This is a genomic window from Luteibacter sp. E-22, assembly GCF_049913125.1.
In the GTDB taxonomy this organism is placed as follows: domain Bacteria; phylum Pseudomonadota; class Gammaproteobacteria; order Xanthomonadales; family Rhodanobacteraceae; genus Luteibacter.
The window spans coordinates 1,070,282-1,089,245 of sequence record NZ_CP183975.1; the positions used below are offsets into that span (position 1 = coordinate 1,070,282).

Sequence of the window (18,964 nt, forward strand, 5' to 3'; positions counted from 1 at the left end):
ACCCGATGAAGCATGCATTCGTTCGCGCCGCGATTGGCGTCGCCCTGGCCCTGCCGCTGGCCGCGCAGGCGCACAAGATGTGGATGGTACCGTCGGCTACCGTGATCTCCGGCGACGACGCCTGGGTGACGGTCGACGCGGCGATCTCCAACGACCTGTACTACCCGGACCATTTCCCCGCGCAACTCGACCAGCTGGTGGTCACCGCGCCGGACGGTTCCACGGTGAAGCCGGAAAACCCATCCACGGGCAAGTACCGCAGCACGTTCGACCTCCCCGTTCCGCAGAAGGGAACCTATCGCCTGGCGCTGGTCAACCAGGGCCTGTTCGCGAACTACGAAGTGGACGGCCAGAAAAAGCGCTGGCGCGGCAAGCCGGAGGACGTGAAGACGGCCATTCCGACGAACGCGAAGAACGTGCAGCTGAGCGAGATGGCCTCGCGCGTGGAGACCTTCGTAACCCAGGGATCGCCGAGCGATGGCGCGCTCAAACCCACGAACAAGGGACTCGAACTGGTTCCGGTCACCCAGCCGAACGACCTCGTGGCCGGTGAGAAGGCGACCTTCCAGCTGATCGTCGACGGCAAGCCCGCGGCGAACCTGAAGGTCGTCGCCATCAACGGCGCCACCCGCTACCGCAACGCTCAGGACGAGATGAATACAACCACCGACAAGGATGGCAAGTTTTCCTTCACCTGGCCGTCGGCGGGCATGTATTGGGTGAATGCGTCCACGGAAGACACGAAGACCTCGGTGAAGGAAGCCAGGCAGCGCCGCCTGGCCTACACGGCAACGCTGGAAGTGCTCCCGCAGTAACCCGTGCAGACCGATCCCTCACTCCTGTGGAAGCCGTTTCGGCGGCGGTTCCCTTCACCCTGGTGGGAGCCGTTTCGTCGACGGTTCCCCTCACCCTGGTGGGAGCCGCTTCAGCGGCGATCCCGCGGCAGCGGGCCAGCTCTTCGCAAGCACCCATCGCCGCTGAAGCGGCTCCCACAAGTGTGGCGGCTCCGGTGGGGACTATTGATCTTCGCCACAGTGGTGTCGGCAGCCTCCGCTGCTCCCACAGCCTCCGTGGACGTACGCCGCTTCGAAGGCGAGACGATGGGCACGACCTGGTCGGTCAATGCCGTGTTGCCGGATGGCGCGGACGGTCGCGCCATCGAGCGCGGCATCCAGTCCGAAGTGGACCGCGTCGTTGCCCAGATGAGCACATACGAACCGGACTCCGACCTCAGCCGCTTCAACCGAGCGCCGGCCGGCACGTGGCAGACGCTGCCGCCGGAATTCTTCACCGTGCTCCGTTACGCACTGTCGCTGGCGAAGGCGTCGAACGGCGCCTACGACCCCACGGTGGGGCCGTTGGTCAACCTATGGGGCTTCGGCCCGGACAAGCGCCCCCACGATGCGCCGGATGCCGCCGCGATCGCCGCGGCGCGCGCACGGGTGGGTTGGTCGAAGATCGAGCTGGACGAAGCGAACCGGCGCGCGTTCCAACCGGGCGGCGTCTATGTGGACCTCTCATCGGTGGCGAAGGGTTTCGGCGTCGACCAGGTCGCCCGCTTCCTCGATCGCTCGGAGGTGCGTGACTACCTCGTGGAAGTCGGTGGGGAATTGCGTGCCCATGGGCGGAAGCCGGACGGCACTCCCTGGCACGTGGGCATCGAGCGCCCCGGTGCGGCGGCGGGCGCCGTCGACAGCCCGGACGAAGTGCAGCGCATCGTCTCGTTGACCGGCAAGGCCATCGCTACCTCGGGGGACTACCGGCACTTCTTCGAGAGCGGCGGGACGTTCTTCTCGCACCATATCGATCCCCGTACGGGCTACCCCGTGGCGCATCGCGTGGCATCGGTGAGCATCGTCGCCGACGACTGCATGCACGCGGACCCGCTGGGTACCGCGATGACCGTCCTGGGCCCCGAGGAAGGCATGGCGTATGCGAAGCGCCACGGTATCGCCGTGCTCTTCATCCTGTACGGCGAGGACGGGCGATTCGAGGAACGGATGTCGCCGGCCTTCAGGGACGTGTCGAAACCGTGAGCGCCATGGCTGCCGCCGTGCTGGTGCTCGCGTGGGTGGCGTTCACCGTGGTCATCGTCCGTCGTCGTCCGGTCACCGGGGAGATCCATGAGGGCGGCGGCATCCTCGTCGTCCACGCCTCGCAAACGGGCTTTGCCACCGAGCTGGCGTCGCGCACGGCGGAAATGGTCCACGCGGGTGGCCTCGCCGTCGATCTGCGCGCCATGGACGCATTGACGCCGGCCATGCTGGAGCGAGCCTCGCGAGTGTTGTTCATCGTCAGCACGACGGGCGAAGGCGACGCGCCCGATATGGCCAGCGCGTTCCGTGAGCGCAGCATGCGGGCGCCGCTTGCATTGCATGGCGTGAGTTACGGGATACTCGCCCTCGGCGATCGCGATTATGACGATTTCTGCGCCTTCGGCCGCGATCTCGACCAATGGCTGCATGCCAGCCGTGCCATGCCCCTGTTCGACCGGGTGGAGGTGGACAACGGCGATGAAGGTGCCCTGCGCCACTGGCAACACCATGTGGCGCACCTGTCGGGTGCGACCGCCATGGCGGACTGGAGCCGGCCGGCGTACCGCCACTGGCGGCTGGCAGAACGGCGCCTGCTGAATCCGGGAAGCGTGGGCGGACGGTGTTACCACATCGCTCTGGTGCCTGAAGACGAAAGCGACCTGGCGTGGGAAGCGGGCGACATCGCCGAGATCGGCCCACGTCGCGCACGCGGCGATGAAACGGTCTTGCCGCATCGCGAATACTCCATCGCGTCGCTGCCGGCGGATGACGGGCTCCATCTCGTAGTGCGGCAGATGCGTGCGGAAGACGGCACGCTCGGAACCGGCTCCGGCTGGCTGACCGCACATGCGGTGGTGGGCGATCCGGTCGACGTGCGTATCCGTCGAAACGCGGGGTTCCACGCGCCAGCCGACGACCGGCCCTTGTTGCTGATCGGTAACGGCACGGGCATCGCCGGCTTGCGCGCCTTGCTCAAGGCACGCCTGGCGAAGGGGCACCTGCGCAACTGGGTAGTCTATGGCGAGCGTCATGCAGGCACGGACCGGCTTCACGTGGACGACCTGGAGCGCTGGCGTGACACAGGTGGCATCGAGCGACTCGACCTGGTGTGGTCGCGCGAGGCCCGCGGCGCCCGTTACGTGCAGGACCGGCTGCGCATCGCCGCGGATGGGTTGCGACGCTTCGTGGACGAAGGCGCCAGCGTCTACGTATGTGGCAGCCTCGCCGGGATGGCGCCCGGCGTGGACGGGGTGTTGCGTGACGTCCTGGGCGATGCGGCGGTGAGCGAACTGGCCGCTGCCGGCCGCTACCGCCGCGACGTGTACTGACCCGTATCAGGTAACGACCAGGCGCACCTTGCCGTCGTGCATGCCGTCGAAGCGCAGCGCCGCCAGGTCGGTCACCCATTCGACGTTTTCCGGAATCTCGCCGGGATGATCGCCCGCGATCGCGATCACCCGCGCACCGGCGGCCAGGCCTGCGTCGATGCCTGCCTTCGCGTCCTCGAACACGAGGCAATCCTTTGGGTCCGCACCCATGCGCGTCGCGCCCAGCAGGTAACCCTCGGGATCGGGCTTGCCGTTGGTGACGATCTCACCGGTGACCATGAGCGGCGGGGGCACGATTCCCGCGGCGCCGAGACGGGCCTTCGCCAGGACGGTGTCGGCCGAGGTGACGATCGTCCAGGCTTCGGGCGGCAGGGACGCCAGCAGTTCAGGAGCGCCGGCGATAGGCACGATGCCATCCACGTCCTCGACTTCTTCGCGATACAGCCGCTCGTATACCGCGTCGACATCCATGCCCGGCTTCACGAACATGCGCACGGAATCCAGCATGCGCACCCCGTGCAGGCGCGGCAGCACGTAGTGCCAGTCGATGCCGTTCTCGTCGCACCAGCGTTTCCAGATCTTCTCGACCACGACACGCGAATCGATCAGCGTTCCATCCATGTCGAACAGCAGGGCGCTGGCTTCGATGAGCGTGCCCGTTTCAAGTCGCATGATGCCTCCGGCAGGTGAAAACCACTCACCATACCGGAGCATCGTCGTCGCGTCAGCGCGCCGCCTTGGCCGCGTGATTGCGAATGGCCTCGGCGAGGATGGCATCCACCTCCTTGGTCGCCTTTCGTGACGCTTCGGCCTGCCGGCGGCCCCATTCGGCCTGGATACTGCCTTGTTCCGCACGGACACGGCCTATGTCGGCCATCTTCTGCGCGATGGCCGCCTGCTCCTTGCCGATGGCGGCGTGGCCGGCGGCGTAGGCGGCGCGATCGGTCGGCCCCCTCGGATCGCTTTCCTGCACCGCCAGTTCGGCCTGCCGCTGGGCGAGCTTGGCCATCTGCTCGTTGAGCACGGCTTGCTCGCGGTCGAGTTCGGCCTGCTTGTCGGCGCTCATGGCGGCACCGTCGGCCGGCTGCGCACTGCGGGCGAAGGCATCTCGGATGCGCTTCACGTAAGCGGGGTCCTTCAGCACCCAGGCTTGCTTGCCTTCGCGGTACCACACGAAGTCGTCCGCGCCGTCGCGCGCGGCTTCCGCCCGGCGGAAATCGCTGCCGCTGCCATTCATCACATGGATGTCGTCGCTGAAGAAGATGAACGAGCGCTCGGGATTGTCGCCGCGCACGGTGATGGTTTCCGTCGACGCCATCGGTGCGGCGGGAGCCACCGGCGGTACGGGCGCGAGGTTTGCCATGGGTGCTGGCGCCGCCGGTGCCGCCGGAGGTGGCCCGGGCGGTGCCGGCGGTACCGGCGGTGTCGGCGCGGCCGGGTGGTAATGATCCTGCGCGGTGCCACCGCTATCGGCTGCGACGACGCGCCAGGGGATCACGCCCACGGCCGCGATGGCGGCGACGAGGCACCAGGTAAGCGCGCGCGGGGGCGTGTCGGTGGCTTGACCGAGCATGTCGAGTCTCCTTTTCAGTGTGCGGAACGTGGGGGACGCACCCGGCAGGGCGTGGTGCGGATGCGGCGCGACGCCGAGACGGAGCAACAGACGTCCATACGTCCGCGGCGCCTGCCGGCCACGGGACAGCACCAGCGCATCGCAAGCCGCCTCGCGGCAGAGGGCGTATTCGCGGGTGGCCAGATGGACCAGCGGATGGAAGAAGAACAACGTGCGCGCGAGGGCCGGCACGCAGCCCATGACAAGGTCGCCGCGACGCACGTGGGCGAGTTCGTGCATCAGGGCCATCTCCAGTTCCTCGTCGTCGAGCCGGTCGTCGAGGGGCAGCAGGATGGTGGGGCGCCACAAGCCCACCACCTGTGGCGAATCCACTTCCGCGGATACCGCAAGGCGAGGCGAGCGGCGCAGGCCGAGTTCACGGGCACGGCGGGCGCAAAGCGTCTCCACGCGTACATCCTCGTGCGCCATGGCCCTCCGCAACACCGCGGACAGCCTTGCCCAGCGTACGGCGGCGACGACCAGTTGCAGCACCACGACGAGGCCCCATGCGCCGAGCAACACCACGCTCCAGGAGAGAACTCCCGGAGACGGCGCCATGTCGGCGGACATCGTCGCGTCGCCGACCGCGGCGGGCGCGGCCAGGAGCACGTCGCGTGTCGGCGCGGTCGAAGGAAGCAGGGGAAGGGCGAATGGCGCAGGGCAGGCGACGCCGATCAGCAGTTGCGCACCGAGCAGCCACCAGAGCGTGCTGCGTGCCGCCGCGGAGAGGGCGGGGAAGAAGCGACACGCGGCGTAGACCACCCCGGCGAGCAACAAGGCTTGCACCGACGCGAAGGCCAGGCGCGAAAGCAGGATATCCAGGAAGGCATCCATGTCAGCGTCCCTTGCGCCGCGACTGCAGCGTACCGACGAGGGCTTCGAGTTCCGCCAGTTCGGCATCGCTGACTTGCCCGCGCTCGGACATCCAGGCGACGAAGGGCGAGACCGAACCCTGCAAGGTTCTTTCGACGAAGCGGCCGACGGCACCGGTCATCACTTCGCCCGCGCCGTTGGTCGCGCTGTAGCGGAAGCTGTTGTCGATCTTGCGGCGGGTGAGGTAACCCTTCGCACGAAGCCGTTCCATCATGGTCAGTACGGTGGAGCGTGCGAGGCCACGTGCTTCGCCGAAGCCCGCGCAGACCTCGGCCACGGAACTCTTCGGTGCTTCCTCGATGTACTGCAGGAGGGCGAGCTCCTGGTCACCGATGGTCTTCTTGCTCATGCCGCCGCTCCTGACTACAGATGTAGGCAGCGTGCGCTTGACGACAGTTGTAGTCAAGCATGACTTGCGGCAGGGTGTCGTGTGGCTTGGATGTGGTGGGAGCCGACCCTGTCGGCGATGGGTGCTCGCGGTAACCCTGCCCGCCGCCGCGGGATCGCCGACAAGGTCGGCTCCCACCAAAGCCATCCCGTCACGGGTTTCTCACGGTGACGAACAAAAAAAGCCCCCGCATGAGCGGGGGCTTTTCGGTTACCTGGTCGAACGCGGTGGACGAGCCACCGCGTGGAATCAGGCGGCCGCGTCCTTGAGCTTCTTCAGCGGACGGACCTTGACCTTGACCGAAGCGGGCTTGGCGGCGAACCAACGCTCTTCACCCGTGAACGGGTCCTTGCCCTTGCGCTTCGGCTTCGCCGCGACGGCAACCGAGGTGATCTTCAGCAGGCCGGGCAGCGTGAACGTGCCAGCGCCCTTCTTGTGGACGGACGCGGAGATCGCGCCTTCCAGCGAGGCCAGAACGGCCTTCACGCTCTTGCTGTCGACGCCACTCTGCTCGACGATGTGCGAGACGAGCGACGACTTCGACAGCGGATCCTTGATCGGCTTGAGGGCGGCCGGCGCCTTCGCAGCCTTGGCGGGAGCCTTGGCAGCGGCCTTCTTCGCCGCCGTTTTGGTGGTCTTGGCCATGGTTATCCTTGTCACTTTGATCGAATGAGGCGGCCGTTCCGGCCGGTGCCCAGCGGGCGACTCACTCTAGCGTTGCTTTCGTCCGCTGAAAATAGGGTCCGCGAAGTTTTTTTGCATTTCGAGCCCTTTTTTTCAGGGGCCGGTTGACGCAATGCGGAAAAGACCTCGCTTCAGATGCCCGCATACCACTCGTAACCGTTGTCTTCCCAGTACCCGCCGTTGCCTTCGCCGATGTCCGCGAAGGAGGAAACCAGTTCGATCCGGCGGAGGTACTTGGCGTGCTTGTAACCGAGTTGCCGTTCCACGCGCAGGCGTAGCGGCGCGCCATTGGCCACGGGCAGGCCGTCACCGTTGAGGCCATAGGCCAGCAAGGTCTGCGGGTGACGTGCCTCGTCCAGGTCGATGCTCTCGTAGTAGGGCGTGTCTTCCTCGTAGTTGTCGAAACAATGGAAGACGACGTAGCGGGCGCCTGGCTTCGCGCCGACATGGTCGAGCACGGAAGCCAGGGGCGTGCCGGTCCATTTGCCGATAACGCTCCAGCCCTCGACGCAATCGTGGCGGGTGATCTGCGTGCGCGTGCCGAGGGCTTTCAGATCCTCGATGGAGAGGCGTGAAGGGCGTTCGACCATGCCATCCACTTCGAGGCGATAGTCGGCGAAGCCGTTGCGCAGGAGTGCCTGGTACGCCGGCGTGTCGGGCAGGATGCTTCCGTTCGGCTTGAATACCGCTGAGATATCGGCCTCCGTATATTCCTTGGCCAGGGCACGCGAAGGCGAAAGGAAGCGCTGCACGCGGCGGGTCACCGCTTCGGCGGATTCCAGCACCTTCGCACCGGTGTCGCTTTCCGAAACGCGGTCGCAACCGGTCAGCACGGCGCCACCCAGGGCGAGCACGGTGTTGCGCAGGAATGCCCGGCGATCAGTCATGGTGGGTCTCCCGTCGTTCGTCGCGAATCCGGTACCAGCCGGTGATCATCCCGCGCAACTGGTTCAGCGGGCCGCTGACCAGGACCTCGAAGACGTGCACGAGCACGAAGGCGACGAAGGCCGTGGCGATGACGAAATGAATCGTCCGTGCGGACTGCCGTCCGCCCACGGCATCGACCAGCCAGTGGAGCACCGCATCCATGCGCGGCGACATGGCGATGCCCATCAGCACGATGCCCCCGCCGAAGACGAAGATCGCCAGCAGGTAGGCCAGCCGCTGGAGCACGTTGTATCGAAGGGCTTCCTCGCCTTGCGGATGACGGAAGCGCAGGTGGTCCACGATCGAACGGCCCAGACCACGCCAGTCGGCACGCGTGGGCACGAGATCGCGGGTGAGGTGTCGACTGGCCAGCGACCAGCCGACGTAGGCGATGCCATTGGCGACGAACAGCCAGGCAAAGAAGAAGTGCCAACGCCGGCCCATGGCGAGCCACCCCGGTCCCGGAATGGTCGCCCAGGCGGGGAAGCCGCGGGCGGTCCATTCACCGTCGACCTTCGATGCACCGAGGACGCCGGTGGTATCGAAGGCATGCTTGCCGATGCGCGTGGTTCCGCGCGGATTTCCCTGTGCATCCTGGCCGCCTTCGAGGGCGAGCACGGCCTTACCGGGATCGGAACGGTTGCCCCAGTACAGCGAGGGATGGGCGTTGAATATCTGCAGGCCACTACCGAGCAGCACGCAGAGACAGACCACGTTGATCCAGTGCATCACGCGCACCGGCCAGCGGTGGCGGTAGACGAGGCGGGTGGCGGTCATGGCGGGCTCCCCGGGCAGGTGGTCCGGAGTATGACCGGGGGAAGGCCCGATTTCTTGCAACCTTTATGCGAGCCCGTGCCGCGGGTCGTCCAGCAGCCCGGCGGCGATGGCCCGGGTCACGTCCACTTCGTCGTCGAGGTCTTCGCCAAGCTCGTCGGCGCGAACGGCATGCGGCGGAACCCGTGCCCAGAGATGCCGGAATCCCGTGTCGCCGCCAAGCGCCATCGCATGCGCCAGGGTCGAGGCACGGAGGACGGCCGGGACACCCAGCGCATCGCCATAGGCGCTGACGGTATCGCGGCTATCGTCATGCGCCGCGAGCAGCGCGGCGAAGTGCGAGGCCATCAGGGCGGGCTGGTCGACGACCGCCATCAGGATCGGCTGGTCACGACCGTGCAGGGCGCGCGCCGCCAGTTGCAGGGACGATGCCATGCCGGTCGTCCAGGCGGAATTGGCGACGATTTCCACATCGCACGGGGCCAGGGCCGCGACGACCGCGTCCTGGTAGGCACCGACGATCACCAGCATCCGCGATGGCCGCGTACCCAGCGCGAGCCGCGCCACGCGAGCGACGAGTGGCTCCCCGTCCACGGTCAGCAGTTGTTTGGGGCGGCCAAGGCGGCGACTGCCACCCGCGGCCAGGATCACGGCGTCGTGCGCGATCGTCACGCCTGGCGAGCGCGATCGCGCTGGCAGACCTGGGCGATGATCGAGAACGCGATGCCGTGTGGCGTCTGCGCGCCGATGGGCAATCCTGCCGGCAGGTTCAGGCGACGCAGTTCGTGCTCGCCCATGCCATCGTCCTTCAACCGCTGGACACGCGAGGCGATCTTGTTCCGGCTGCCCAGCACGCCTACCGCGAAGGCCGGGGAGCGCAGTGCATGGAGTGCCACCGCATGGTCCACCTCGGCATCGTGGCTGAGCGAATAGATGGCGGTCCGGTCGTCCACCGCCAGGTCGGCCAGCGCCACCGGCAGCGCGCGGGCGTCGTAACCGGCGAGCGTGACGCCTTCGGGTGGGCGAGGTGGGCCATGCGGGCGAAGGAGCACGACTTCGATGCCGACGAAGGGCGCGAGTGTCGCCACCGCCAGCGTGACCGGATCGCCACCGACGGCGACCAGGCGCAGCGGAGGCCGGTGCACGGTCGCATAGGTGCCGGCATCGCCGGCGTGCACACCGTCTCCGATGCGCCAGGCGCCGTCGGACGCATCGCTCAGGACGGTGATCGTCCGCCGCGCGCCGCGGGCCAGCGCAAGCGAATTAACATACGCGGCGGGGTCGCACAGTTCACGAACGAAGATGCCGATGCGGCCACCGCAACTCAGCTGGATGTCGATGACCGGGCTGCCGACACCGTAATCGAGCAGGCGGGGGTGGCCGTCCGCCAGGACCATGGCGGCCTCGCTGGCCACGGCGGCTTCCACGCAGCCGCCGGATACATAGCCGGCCACGCGGCCATCCGCCGCGATCGCCATTTCGCTGCCCAAGGGGCGCGGCGACGGGCCGTCGATGCTTACCAGCGTGGCGAGAACGACCCGCCCGGCCCGCGCGAATTGACGCAGGGGCGGTAGCAGGTCCTCGACGAGGGCATAGTCGGGCCATTCGGGCCATGCGGCTGCGACGAAGGGATGCAAGGCGCTCATGGGCGAAGTCTGGCACGATTGGGTACGAAGGTCGCGACCGGGCCGGAACACCCGTCTCACGACCACTATGCTCTGCTAAGGCGACCATGTCCCCACTCATCGACCGCCACGGACGTACCAAGCGCAAGCTGCGGATATCCTTGACCGACCGCTGCAACTTCCGCTGCACGTACTGCATGCCGGAACATCCGGACTGGCTGCCCCGTGCCAGCCTGCTCGAACGTGGCGAGATCGTGCGCCTGGCCGGCTTGTTCGTGGACCATGGCATCGACCAGATCCGCCTGACCGGCGGCGAACCGTTGCTGCGCCGCGACCTCTCCGAATGCGTGCGGGAGATAAGCGCGCTCCGTGAGCGCGGGCTCTCTCGCCTGTCGATGACCACCAATGCCTCGCGCATCGCACCCAAGGCGCGCGAACTGGTGGAAGCGGGGATCGACGACTTCAACGTGAGCCTCGACGCGATCGACCCTGACACCTTTCGCCGCCTGACCCGGCGCGAGATCGCGCCGGTGCTGGACGGCATCGACGCACTGGTGGATGCGGGGGCGAAGGTGAAGCTCAACGCCGTGGTGATTCGCGGCGACAACGAGAAGGACGTGGTGCCCCTTCTCGAGTGGGCGATGGCGCGAGGATTGCCGTTGCGCTTCATCGAGTACATGCCGCTGGACGCGCCGGGCCACTGGAAGCGCGACGCCGTCGTTTCCGAGGCCGAGATGCTCGCGGCCATCGGTGAGCGGCACCGTGTGGAAAGCGTGCCGCGCAGCCACGATCCGGCCACGCCCTATCTCGTCGACGGGCGGTATCCGCTCGGTATCATTTCCACGGTATCCAATCCGTTCTGTTCCACCTGCGACCGGCTGCGCATCACCGCCACCGGCGAGTTGTTCACCTGCCTGTTCTCGCCCATCGGCACCCCTTTGGGCGCACGCCTGCGTGAAGGTGTGGACGACGAGACGCTGGCCGCGCAGGTCGCCCGCGCCGTATGGCTGAAGGATGCGGGCTACGCCTCGCGGCCCGGGCCGGTCGACCGCCCACTGACCATGCATGCCATGGGCGGGTGAACTTCCGTATTCCAGGGATATCCATGAAACCGATCGTCTTCGAACTTTTCGCCAACCTCGAACGGCTGGCCGGGGCCAACGAATGCCGTGTCGATGCCGGCGAGGAGACCGTCACCGTGGCCGACGCCTTGGCCGTGCTGGCCAGACAGCGGCCGGAGCTCGCCGGTTCGCTTGAGCGTTGCGCCTGCGTCTCGGGCGACACCATCGTCCGCCGCGCCGATCCCCTTCCGGCCGACCGCCGGATCGCTCTGTTGCCACCCGTGGCTGGAGGTTGAACATGTCTCACGAGGTTCTTTCGCACACTCCGGTCGCCGTCGAGCCCCTGCTGGAACTGGATGCCCATCCGGAGTGCGGCGGGCTGGCGCTCTTCGTCGGCACGGTGCGCGACCACCATGAAGGACGGCACGTGCGTCACCTGAAATACACGGCGCACGAGCCGCTGGCCGCGAAGGTGATTCGCGACGTCGAGCACGCAACGCGCGAGCGCTACGGGGTACCGTATGTGCGAATCGTCCATCGGCTGGGCGATCTTTCCATCGGCGATGTCGCGATCGCCTGCGTGGTCCGCGCACCGCATCGCGCGGAAGCCTTCGACGCCTGCCGTTACGCGGTGGATGCGGTGAAGCACGGCGCGCCGATCTGGAAGGAAGAGTTCTACACCGACGGAAGCAGCGCCTTCGTGGAGGGCTGCTGCATCCGCGACGACCTCGACGCGCCGGTCGCCACGTCGCATCGCCACCATTCGCACACGAGCCACGGATGAAAGACGTCAGCCAGAAGCCGGATTCCCTGCGCGTCGCACGCGCCACCGCCACCCTCCATGCCCCCGCGGCCTGCATCGACCTGTTGCGCAGTGGCGAGACCGAGAAGGGCGATCCGCTGAAGACGGCGCGTGTCGCGGGCATACTCGCCGCCAAGCGCACCGATGAACTCATTCCGCTGTGCCACCCGTTGCCTATCCACCGGGCGGACGTGCATTACGAACTGGCCGACACCTTCGTTCGCGTGATCGCCGAGGTGCAGACCATCGGCCCCACCGGGGTCGAGATGGAAGCGCTCACCGCGGCCAGCCTCGCGGCGCTCACGATCTACGACATGCTCAAGCCGTATGCCGAGCCCGACGAGTTGCACATCGAGGATTGCCGTCTCGAACGCAAGACCGGCGGCAAGTCCCACTTCAGGCGCGCGCTGGATACGCCACGCAGTGCCGCGGTGGTCGTGTTGTCCGATACGGTGGCCAGTGGCGCCAAGCCGGATACGGCGGGAGCCTACGTGCGCGACGCCTTGATCGAGGCGAACTTCGCGCCGGTCGAGTACGCGGTGATCGCCGATGACGCCGACGTGCTTGCCGACCTCTTGCGTTCGCTGGTGGACGGCGGCGTGGCGCTCGTCGTCACCGTTGGCGGGACGGGCCTCGGCCCCCGCGATATCACCGTGGATACGGTCCGGCCGATGCTCGATGTGGAGATTCCCGGCATCATGGAAGCCGCGCGGGCCTTCGGCCAGAAGCGCATGCCGTTCGCGATGCTTTCGCGTGGTGTCGCCGGATACGTGCGCGATACGTTGATCCTCACCTTCCCGGGGAGCCGCGGGGGCGCGAGCGAGTCGCTGGCGGCGACCTTGCCCGGCCTGGTTCACCTGCTGGAAACCGGGCGTACGGGTGGCAAGCATCCCGGCGGCTACGGCGAAGCCCACTGACATGGCCTTGTTGCCGATCGAACAGGCGCTCGACCATTACCGCGCCGCCGTGCGCGCCTTGCCGACGCACCGGATTCCCCTGGAGCTGGCGCTCGGCGCGGTGCTGGCTGAATCACCGACGGCGCGCATCGCGCTGCCGCGCTTCACCCAGAGCGCTGTGGACGGCTACGCGTTGCGAGCCGACGACGGAGCTGCGCCCCTGGCGCTCATCGGCACGGCTGCCGCCGGCAGTCCTGCGAAGGTGACTGTCGGGCCGGGGCAGGCCGTGCGCATTCTCACCGGTGGCATGCTGCCCGATGGCGCGAACGCGGTGGCCCGGCAGGAAATCGTCGAGCGCACGGGCGATGGCATCGTGTTGCGCGAGCGCGTGCACGTGGGGGAGGCCATCCGCCACGAGGGCGAGGAACTCCGTGCCGGCGCCGTCATCGCCAGGTCAGGACAACGCGTCACGGCGGGACTGCTCGCCGCCCTGGCCATGGCGGGCATCGATTCGCTGGAAGTGTATCGGCGGCCGCGCGTGGCGGTGCTGGTCACCGGTGACGAAGTGGTGCGCGTGGGCGAACCGCTGGGTCCTGGACAGGTCTACGACGCCAACGGACCGCTACTGCGCGCATGGTTCGTCGAACATGGTTACGGCGAACCCGTGGTGGCCTATGTCCGCGACGACGAGAGCGCGCTCGAAGAGGCCATGAGCGCCGCCCTCGACAGCGCCGACCTCGTCGTCACCAGCGGTGGCGTCTCCGTCGGCGATCGCGACTTCATTCCCGCCGTCGCCGACCGGCTCGGTGTGCGCAAAGTGTTCTGGAAGGTAGCGCAAAAACCCGGTAAGCCGTTGTGGTTCGGCATGCGCGACGGCAAGGCGTTGCTCGGGATGCCGGGCAACCCGGCCGCCGTGCTGGTCTGCCTGGCGGTGCATGCGCGCGCCGTGCTGGCCCACCTCGAGGGCGAGGAGGGCCAGCAGCCGGCATGGAACAGCGGCGTGCTCAAGACGGATGTCGAAGCGGACTCCGATCGTGACAGGTTGTTGCGCATGCGCCTGGACATGGTCGACGGCATGGCAACGCTGGAACTATTGCCGCGCCAGGACTCGCATATGCTGAGCAATCTGGCATCGGCGCATGCGCTGGTCTGGTTGCCATCGCGATCGACCGCGTTCACCGCGGGTGAGCGGGTGGCCTGGCTGTCCATCTAGCTCCGTCGCCGAAGGCTCCCACCAGAGTCGGCTCTCGCCTCTGGGTCTCGTCTTACCAGGCTTTCACGTCGGACACGACCACGGTGTAGTCCTGCATGTCCGGCGAATAACGGAACAGGCGGCCCAGGTCGAAGTCGACGCTCTTGCCCGGCTCGATGTTGGAGGTGCCGGCCGGCCAACCCTGCTTGCTGGCGACGACCTTGCCGGACGCGTCCTTCGCGTCGATGCGGATCTGCGCCGCGGCGGCTTCGCCGCACTTGTTGACGAGGTTGCCCTTCATGCTGAAACGCGGCTGGCCCGAACCCTGCTGCAGCTTCACGGCGAAACCGTCGATGGTGAAATCCTTGGCGGCACAGGCGGCGTGCGCGGACAACGGCGCGGCGACGAACAGTGCGATGGCGATGGCGATCTTCTTCATGGGTGGTACCTGTCGATAGGGGAAAGGCGCACACCCTCGGGAGAGGGCGTTAGCCCTCGTATCGGCAGGTTTTGGTTCGACTTTAGGATTTTCCGACGACGGCCGGCGTGGTTCAGGCGGGCTCGAAGAGGTCCCCGCTGACCTCGGCCGGCTCTGGATACCAGCGCTTCACCGGCGCGAAGCTGCGCCTGTGCACGTCGCAGGGACCGAGCCTGTCCAGGGCATCCAGGTGCTCGGGCACGGCATAGCCCTTGTGCCTGGAGAAGCCGTAACCCGGATGCAACGCGTCCAGCGCGTGCATGTGCCGGTCGCGGCTCACCTTCGCGAGGATCGACGCGGCGCTGATCGCCGGTTCCGTGGCGTCGCCGCCGATGACGGCGCGGCCTTCGCACGGCAGTGAGCGCGGCAGGCGGTTGCCATCGACCAGGGCCAGGTGCGGATTGAGCGAGAGACCCATGAGCGACCGGGTCATGCCCACCATCGTCGCCTGGAAGATATTGATCCGGTCGATTTCCTGGTGGTCGACGAAGACCACGCAGTAGGCGAGGGCGCGTTCGACGATCCGGCCGTAGAGCTTCTCGCGCACGTCCTCGGTCAATTGCTTGGAGTCGTTGAGGCCGCGGATCGGACGAGCGGGGTCGAGGATCACCGCGGCGACGACCACAGGCCCGGCAAGCGGCCCCCGTCCGGCCTCGTCCACCCCGGCGACGATGAGGTCGCGGGCGAGCTGGGAGGTGACGTTGCGCTTGCGTGGCATGGGCGGAAGCCTAGTGCCCGATGGGCGTGACGGGCAAGCCGGGTGCCGCCACCAGGTCGGCCACGGCATCCGCGGCGTGGTCGGCCGCGCGGCCTTCGAGGCCTCCACGCAGTTCCTGGTGCAGGTATTCGAAGGCCGCCACGATAGCGCCGCGGCGCTCACTGTCGCCGAGCAGTTCCAGGGTGGCCTGGGCGAGGTTCTCGGCCGTGCAGTCGTCCTGCATGAATTCCGGTACCAGGAGGCCACGGCCCAGGCCGCAGGCACGGGCGAGGATGTTGGGCAGGCTGTACACGTCGGTCTTCAGCATGCGCAGCATGCGCGCGATGCGATAGCTGGTCGGCGACACCCGGTAGCCGACCACCATCGGCCGCTTGGCCAGCATGGCCTCCAGCGTGGCGGTGCCCGAGGCGAGCAGCACCGCGTCGGCGGCGACCATGGCGTCATGGGCCTGGCCGTTCGTCAGCAGGGGGGGCGTGCCCGGGAAATCGCGCAGGAGTCCGGTGAGCCGCGCATGTACGCGCTCGTTGGCTGCCGGCACGACGATGCGCAGCGTCGGCATGACCGATGCGATGCGCCGCGCGGCTTCGATGAAGATGGCACCCACGCGCTCGATCTCGCTGGGACGGCTGCCAGGCAGCACGGCGAGCACGGGCGCATCGTGGGGCAGGCCGAGCGCGTCACGCGCGCCGTCACGGTCGGCCACCATGGGAAAGCGGTCGGCGAGGGGATGGCCGACGAAGCGCGCGTCGACGCCATGCTTCGCGTAGATCGGCGGCTCCATCGGGAACAGGCAGAGCACGCGCTCCGCCGACTGGCCGATCTTCTCGGCGCGCTTTTCGCGCCAGGCCCATACGGAGGGGCTGACATAGTGGGCCGTGACCAGACCGGCGGCCTTGAGCTTGCGCTCCACGCCGAGGGTGAAGTCGGGTGCGTCGATGCCGATGGTGAGGGCGGGTCTGGCGGCGAAGAGCTTGACCAGCAGTTCCCGGCGCAGGCGGAGCAGCCGCGGCAAGTGCTTCACCACTTCGGCGAAACCCATTACCGACAGTTCGCGGATGTCGTACCAGGATTCGAAGCCGCGAGCGAGCATGCGCGGGCCGCCGATGCCGACGAAGCGGGCACCCGGAAAGCGCTTCCGCAGCGCATCGATGAGATCGGCGCCGAGCTGGTCGCCGGAATCCTCGCCGGCGATGAGTGCGATCAACGGCGTTTCGGTCGGAAGGCTGCTCTGCTGCATGGCGTGTGTTTCCCGCAGCGGATGTCAGCGGGCGAGCGAACGCTCGCTGCGATCGATGAACTCGAGCATCTGGCGCACGTCCTCGCTGGTCTCGGCCTGGGCGAGCAACTGCTCGCGGGCTTCGGCCAAGGGCAGGCCGGCCATGTACAGCGTGCGGTAGGCGCGCTTGATCGCCGCGATGCGCGTGGTGTCGAAGCCTCGGCGCTTGAGCCCTTCGCTGTTGATGCCGCGTGGCCGGCCGCGCGTCTCGTTGGCCATCATCACGAAGGGCGGTACATCCGATCCCACCAGGCAGCCCATGCCGATGAACGCATGCGCGCCCACCTTGCAGAACTGGTGCACGCCCGAATAACCGGAAAGGATCGTCCAGTCGCCGATCTCCGCATGCCCGGCCAGCGCCGAATAGTTGGAAAACACCACGTGGTTGCCCACCTGGCAATCGTGCGCGATGTGCACGTAGGCCAGCAGCCAGTTGTCGTTGCCGATCCGGGTGATGCCGCCACCGTCGCCGGTGCCTCGATTGATCGTGACGAACTCGCGGATGAGGTTGCGGTCGCCGATGACGACCTCGGTACGCTCGCCCTGCCACTTCTTGTCCTGCGGCGGGCCGCCGATGGACGCGAACTGCGAGATGCGGTTGTCGCGGCCGATGATGGTCGGACCTTCGATCACCACGTGCGGACCGACGGTCGTGCCCTCGCCGATGACCACCTCCGCGCCGACGATGCTGTACGCACCGATGGCGACGTTGTCCGCGATGCGGGCGGACGGATCGATCTGCGCGGTGGGATGGATCATTTGTCGCTCCTTGCGGCGCACATCAGTTCGCAACAGGCAACCACCTTGCCGTCGACCAGGGCCTTGGCTTCGAACAGGCCCATGCCACGGATGAGGCGCTTGAGCGAGACTTCCATGCGCAGCTGGTCGCCGGGCGCCACGACCGCGGAGAAGCGGGCGTTGTCCACCTTGACCAGGTAGAACAACGGGCTGCCGGCGTTCCCGTCGATCTGGCTGGTGATCTGGGTCAGCAGGCCGGCGGTCTGGGCCATGGCCTCGACGATCAGCACGCCCGGCATCACCGGATGACCGGGGAAGTGGCCCTGGAAGAACGGCTCGTTGATGGTGACGTTCTTGATCGCGGTGATGGACTTGCCGGGTTCGATCTCGATCACCCTGTCCACCAGCAGGAACGGGTAGCGGTGCGGCAGGAGCCGCTGGATCTGCTCCACGTCGACTGGGAGCGTCACGGCAGCTTTCAATTCGGTCATTGCCCTTTATCCTTTTCCAGCGCCGACAGGCGGCGCGCGTACTCGTCGAGATGTTTCATGCGCGCCGCGTTGCGCCGCCACAGGCGGTTTTCCTGCAGCGGGGAGCCGGACGAGTATTCGCCGGGTTCCCTGATCGATGCCGTCACGAGGCTTTTCGCCGTGATGGTAACCCGGTCGGCCAGTTCGAGGTGGCCGAGGACGCCCGCGTTGCCGCCGATGAGGCAATAGCGGCCGATCTTCGCGCTGCCCGCCACCGCCGAGCAACCGGCCATGGCGGTATGCGCGCCGATATGCACGTTGTGGGCGATCTGGATCTGGTTGTCCAGGCGCACGTCGTCCTCGAGCACCGTGTCTTCCAGGGCGCCGCGGTCGATGGTGGTGTTGGCGCCGATTTCGCAGTCGTTGCCGATGCGCACGCCGCCAAGCTGCGGCAGCTTCACCCAGTGATCGCGATCGAAGGCGATACCGAAACCGTCGGAACCGATCACGGCGCCGGGATGGACCAGCACGCGCTCGCCCAGGGTCACGCGGATCACCAAGGTGACACGGGCGACGAGGCGGCTGCCGGCACCGACGACGCAGCCGGGGCCGATCGTGCAATGCGGGCCCAGGACCACGCCTTCCTCGATCACCGCGCCGTCCTCGATGACACAGCAGGGGCCGACGCTGGCGGTGGCGTGGATGCGTGCGGACGGTGAGACCACCGCGCTGACGTGGATGCCGTGCGGCGCCGCGGCATGTTTCTCGAACAGCGCGGCGATCTTCGCATAGGCGACGTAGGGATCTTTCGCCACCAGCGCGGCACCCTTGCGCAAGGGCAGCGCGTCGACGCCGAGCACCACGATGCCGGCCTGCGATTCGGCCAGCTGCGAGGTGTACTTGGGGTTCGACAGGAAGGTGAACTGGGTCGGGGTCGCCGCCGACAAGGTGCCGACGCCGTCCACGACGGTGGCCGGATCGCCATGCGCTTCGAGGTCGAAGCGGGCGGCCAGTTCGGCCAGGGTGAATTGCGGATTCCCGCTCACGGAACGCTCCCAAAAGAAAAGGGGTGGCGCTTGGCCACCC

At 67.4% G+C, this 18,964-nt stretch carries 22 protein-coding genes; 8 read left to right on the top strand and 14 right to left on the bottom strand.

All coding sequences use genetic code 11. The features are described from left to right. The first annotated feature begins 5 nt into the window (after window positions 1–5). From ACN9M2_RS04635 to ACN9M2_RS04645, 3 genes are all read left to right on the top strand, one after another. Window positions 6–815: a DUF4198 domain-containing protein gene (locus tag ACN9M2_RS04635; protein ID WP_426286990.1), complete on the top strand. Its 810-nt coding sequence runs from the start codon at window positions 6–8 to the stop codon at window positions 813–815. Window positions 816–1,100: 285 nt separating this feature from the next. After that, entirely contained in the window at window positions 1,101–2,036 is a 936-nt protein-coding gene (locus ACN9M2_RS04640) for an FAD:protein FMN transferase (protein ID WP_426287864.1), read from the top strand. 5 nt (window positions 2,037–2,041) lie between these two features. Continuing rightward, window positions 2,042–3,364, top strand: a complete 1,323-nt coding sequence (locus ACN9M2_RS04645; RefSeq protein ID WP_426287865.1) for a sulfite reductase subunit alpha — start codon at window positions 2,042–2,044, stop codon at window positions 3,362–3,364. Window positions 3,365–3,370: 6 nt separating this feature from the next. Here ACN9M2_RS04645 and ACN9M2_RS04650 read toward each other — a convergent pair whose 3' ends face one another. The 8 genes from ACN9M2_RS04650 to ACN9M2_RS04685 form a co-directional block, all read right to left on the bottom strand. After that, on the bottom strand, window positions 3,371–4,036 hold the full coding sequence (locus tag ACN9M2_RS04650) for an HAD-IA family hydrolase (RefSeq protein ID WP_426286991.1): 666 nt from the start codon (window positions 4,034–4,036) through the stop codon (window positions 3,371–3,373). 52 nt (window positions 4,037–4,088) lie between these two features. After that, entirely contained in the window at window positions 4,089–5,810 is a 1,722-nt protein-coding gene (locus ACN9M2_RS04655) for a M56 family metallopeptidase (RefSeq protein ID WP_426286992.1), read from the bottom strand. A 1-nt stretch (window position 5,811) separates the two neighbouring features. Then, window positions 5,812–6,198 carry a BlaI/MecI/CopY family transcriptional regulator gene (locus ACN9M2_RS04660; protein ID WP_306851861.1) on the bottom strand — a complete coding sequence of 129 codons (387 nt, stop codon included), beginning with the start codon at window positions 6,196–6,198 and terminating at the stop codon, window positions 5,812–5,814. A 288-nt stretch (window positions 6,199–6,486) separates the two neighbouring features. Continuing rightward, the gene (locus ACN9M2_RS04665) at window positions 6,487–6,882 is read right to left on the bottom strand and encodes an HU family DNA-binding protein (protein WP_072321789.1); all 396 of its coding nucleotides are present in this window, start codon (window positions 6,880–6,882) and stop codon (window positions 6,487–6,489) included. 170 nt (window positions 6,883–7,052) lie between these two features. Then, window positions 7,053–7,808 (bottom strand): molybdopterin-binding protein, encoded by a 756-nt coding sequence (locus ACN9M2_RS04670; RefSeq protein ID WP_426286993.1) that lies wholly within the window; start codon window positions 7,806–7,808, stop codon window positions 7,053–7,055. Next, the gene (locus tag ACN9M2_RS04675) at window positions 7,801–8,625 is read right to left on the bottom strand and encodes a cytochrome b/b6 domain-containing protein (protein WP_426286994.1); all 825 of its coding nucleotides are present in this window, start codon (window positions 8,623–8,625) and stop codon (window positions 7,801–7,803) included. The genes ACN9M2_RS04670 and ACN9M2_RS04675 overlap by 8 nt, the downstream gene beginning before the upstream one ends. Before the next feature lie 63 nt (window positions 8,626–8,688). Beyond that, window positions 8,689–9,294 carry a nucleotidyltransferase family protein gene (locus tag ACN9M2_RS04680; protein WP_426286995.1) on the bottom strand — a complete coding sequence of 202 codons (606 nt, stop codon included), beginning with the start codon at window positions 9,292–9,294 and terminating at the stop codon, window positions 8,689–8,691. Further along, window positions 9,291–10,268 carry an XdhC family protein gene (locus ACN9M2_RS04685; RefSeq protein ID WP_426286996.1) on the bottom strand — a complete coding sequence of 326 codons (978 nt, stop codon included), beginning with the start codon at window positions 10,266–10,268 and terminating at the stop codon, window positions 9,291–9,293. Before ACN9M2_RS04685 ends, ACN9M2_RS04680 begins: the two co-directional genes overlap by 4 nt. Window positions 10,269–10,354: 86 nt before the next feature. Between ACN9M2_RS04685 and moaA the strand changes: the two genes are divergently transcribed. From moaA to glp, 5 genes are read left to right on the top strand one after another with little or no spacing between them, the layout of a single operon-like run. Beyond that, complete coding sequence (gene moaA, locus ACN9M2_RS04690) at window positions 10,355–11,329, top strand: GTP 3',8-cyclase MoaA (RefSeq protein ID WP_426286997.1); 975 nt, start codon at window positions 10,355–10,357, stop codon at window positions 11,327–11,329. A 23-nt stretch (window positions 11,330–11,352) separates the two neighbouring features. Next, window positions 11,353–11,604 (top strand): MoaD/ThiS family protein, encoded by a 252-nt coding sequence (locus tag ACN9M2_RS04695; protein WP_426286998.1) that lies wholly within the window; start codon window positions 11,353–11,355, stop codon window positions 11,602–11,604. Window positions 11,605–11,606: 2 nt separating this feature from the next. Next, window positions 11,607–12,092, top strand: coding sequence for a molybdenum cofactor biosynthesis protein MoaE (locus tag ACN9M2_RS04700; protein WP_426286999.1), 486 nt, complete (start codon window positions 11,607–11,609; stop codon window positions 12,090–12,092). After that, the gene (gene moaCB / locus ACN9M2_RS04705) at window positions 12,089–13,027 is read left to right on the top strand and encodes a bifunctional molybdenum cofactor biosynthesis protein MoaC/MoaB (RefSeq protein WP_426287000.1); all 939 of its coding nucleotides are present in this window, start codon (window positions 12,089–12,091) and stop codon (window positions 13,025–13,027) included. The genes ACN9M2_RS04700 and moaCB overlap by 4 nt, the downstream gene beginning before the upstream one ends. A gap of 1 nt (window position 13,028) precedes the next feature. Continuing rightward, window positions 13,029–14,219 carry a gephyrin-like molybdotransferase Glp gene (gene glp / locus ACN9M2_RS04710; protein WP_426287001.1) on the top strand — a complete coding sequence of 397 codons (1,191 nt, stop codon included), beginning with the start codon at window positions 13,029–13,031 and terminating at the stop codon, window positions 14,217–14,219. 52 nt (window positions 14,220–14,271) lie between these two features. Here glp and ACN9M2_RS04715 read toward each other — a convergent pair whose 3' ends face one another. The 6 genes from ACN9M2_RS04715 to lpxD all read right to left on the bottom strand — a co-directional run bounded on the left by ACN9M2_RS04715 (window position 14,272) and on the right by lpxD (window position 18,924). Continuing rightward, window positions 14,272–14,637, bottom strand: a complete 366-nt coding sequence (locus ACN9M2_RS04715; protein ID WP_371022214.1) for a hypothetical protein — start codon at window positions 14,635–14,637, stop codon at window positions 14,272–14,274. 112 nt (window positions 14,638–14,749) lie between these two features. Then, window positions 14,750–15,394, bottom strand: coding sequence for a ribonuclease HII (rnhB, locus tag ACN9M2_RS04720; RefSeq protein ID WP_426287002.1), 645 nt, complete (start codon window positions 15,392–15,394; stop codon window positions 14,750–14,752). Between the two features lie 10 nt (window positions 15,395–15,404). Further along, window positions 15,405–16,631, bottom strand: a complete 1,227-nt coding sequence (gene lpxB, locus ACN9M2_RS04725) for a lipid-A-disaccharide synthase (RefSeq protein WP_426287003.1) — start codon at window positions 16,629–16,631, stop codon at window positions 15,405–15,407. Window positions 16,632–16,655: 24 nt separating this feature from the next. After that, complete coding sequence (lpxA, locus tag ACN9M2_RS04730; protein ID WP_426287004.1) at window positions 16,656–17,429, bottom strand: acyl-ACP--UDP-N-acetylglucosamine O-acyltransferase; 774 nt, start codon at window positions 17,427–17,429, stop codon at window positions 16,656–16,658. Continuing rightward, the gene (fabZ, locus tag ACN9M2_RS04735) at window positions 17,426–17,899 is read right to left on the bottom strand and encodes a 3-hydroxyacyl-ACP dehydratase FabZ (RefSeq protein ID WP_371022210.1); all 474 of its coding nucleotides are present in this window, start codon (window positions 17,897–17,899) and stop codon (window positions 17,426–17,428) included. The genes lpxA and fabZ overlap by 4 nt, the downstream gene beginning before the upstream one ends. Continuing rightward, window positions 17,896–18,924 (bottom strand): UDP-3-O-(3-hydroxymyristoyl)glucosamine N-acyltransferase, encoded by a 1,029-nt coding sequence (lpxD, locus tag ACN9M2_RS04740; protein WP_426287005.1) that lies wholly within the window; start codon window positions 18,922–18,924, stop codon window positions 17,896–17,898. The genes fabZ and lpxD overlap by 4 nt, the downstream gene beginning before the upstream one ends. Window positions 18,925–18,964: the final 40 nt, after the last annotated feature.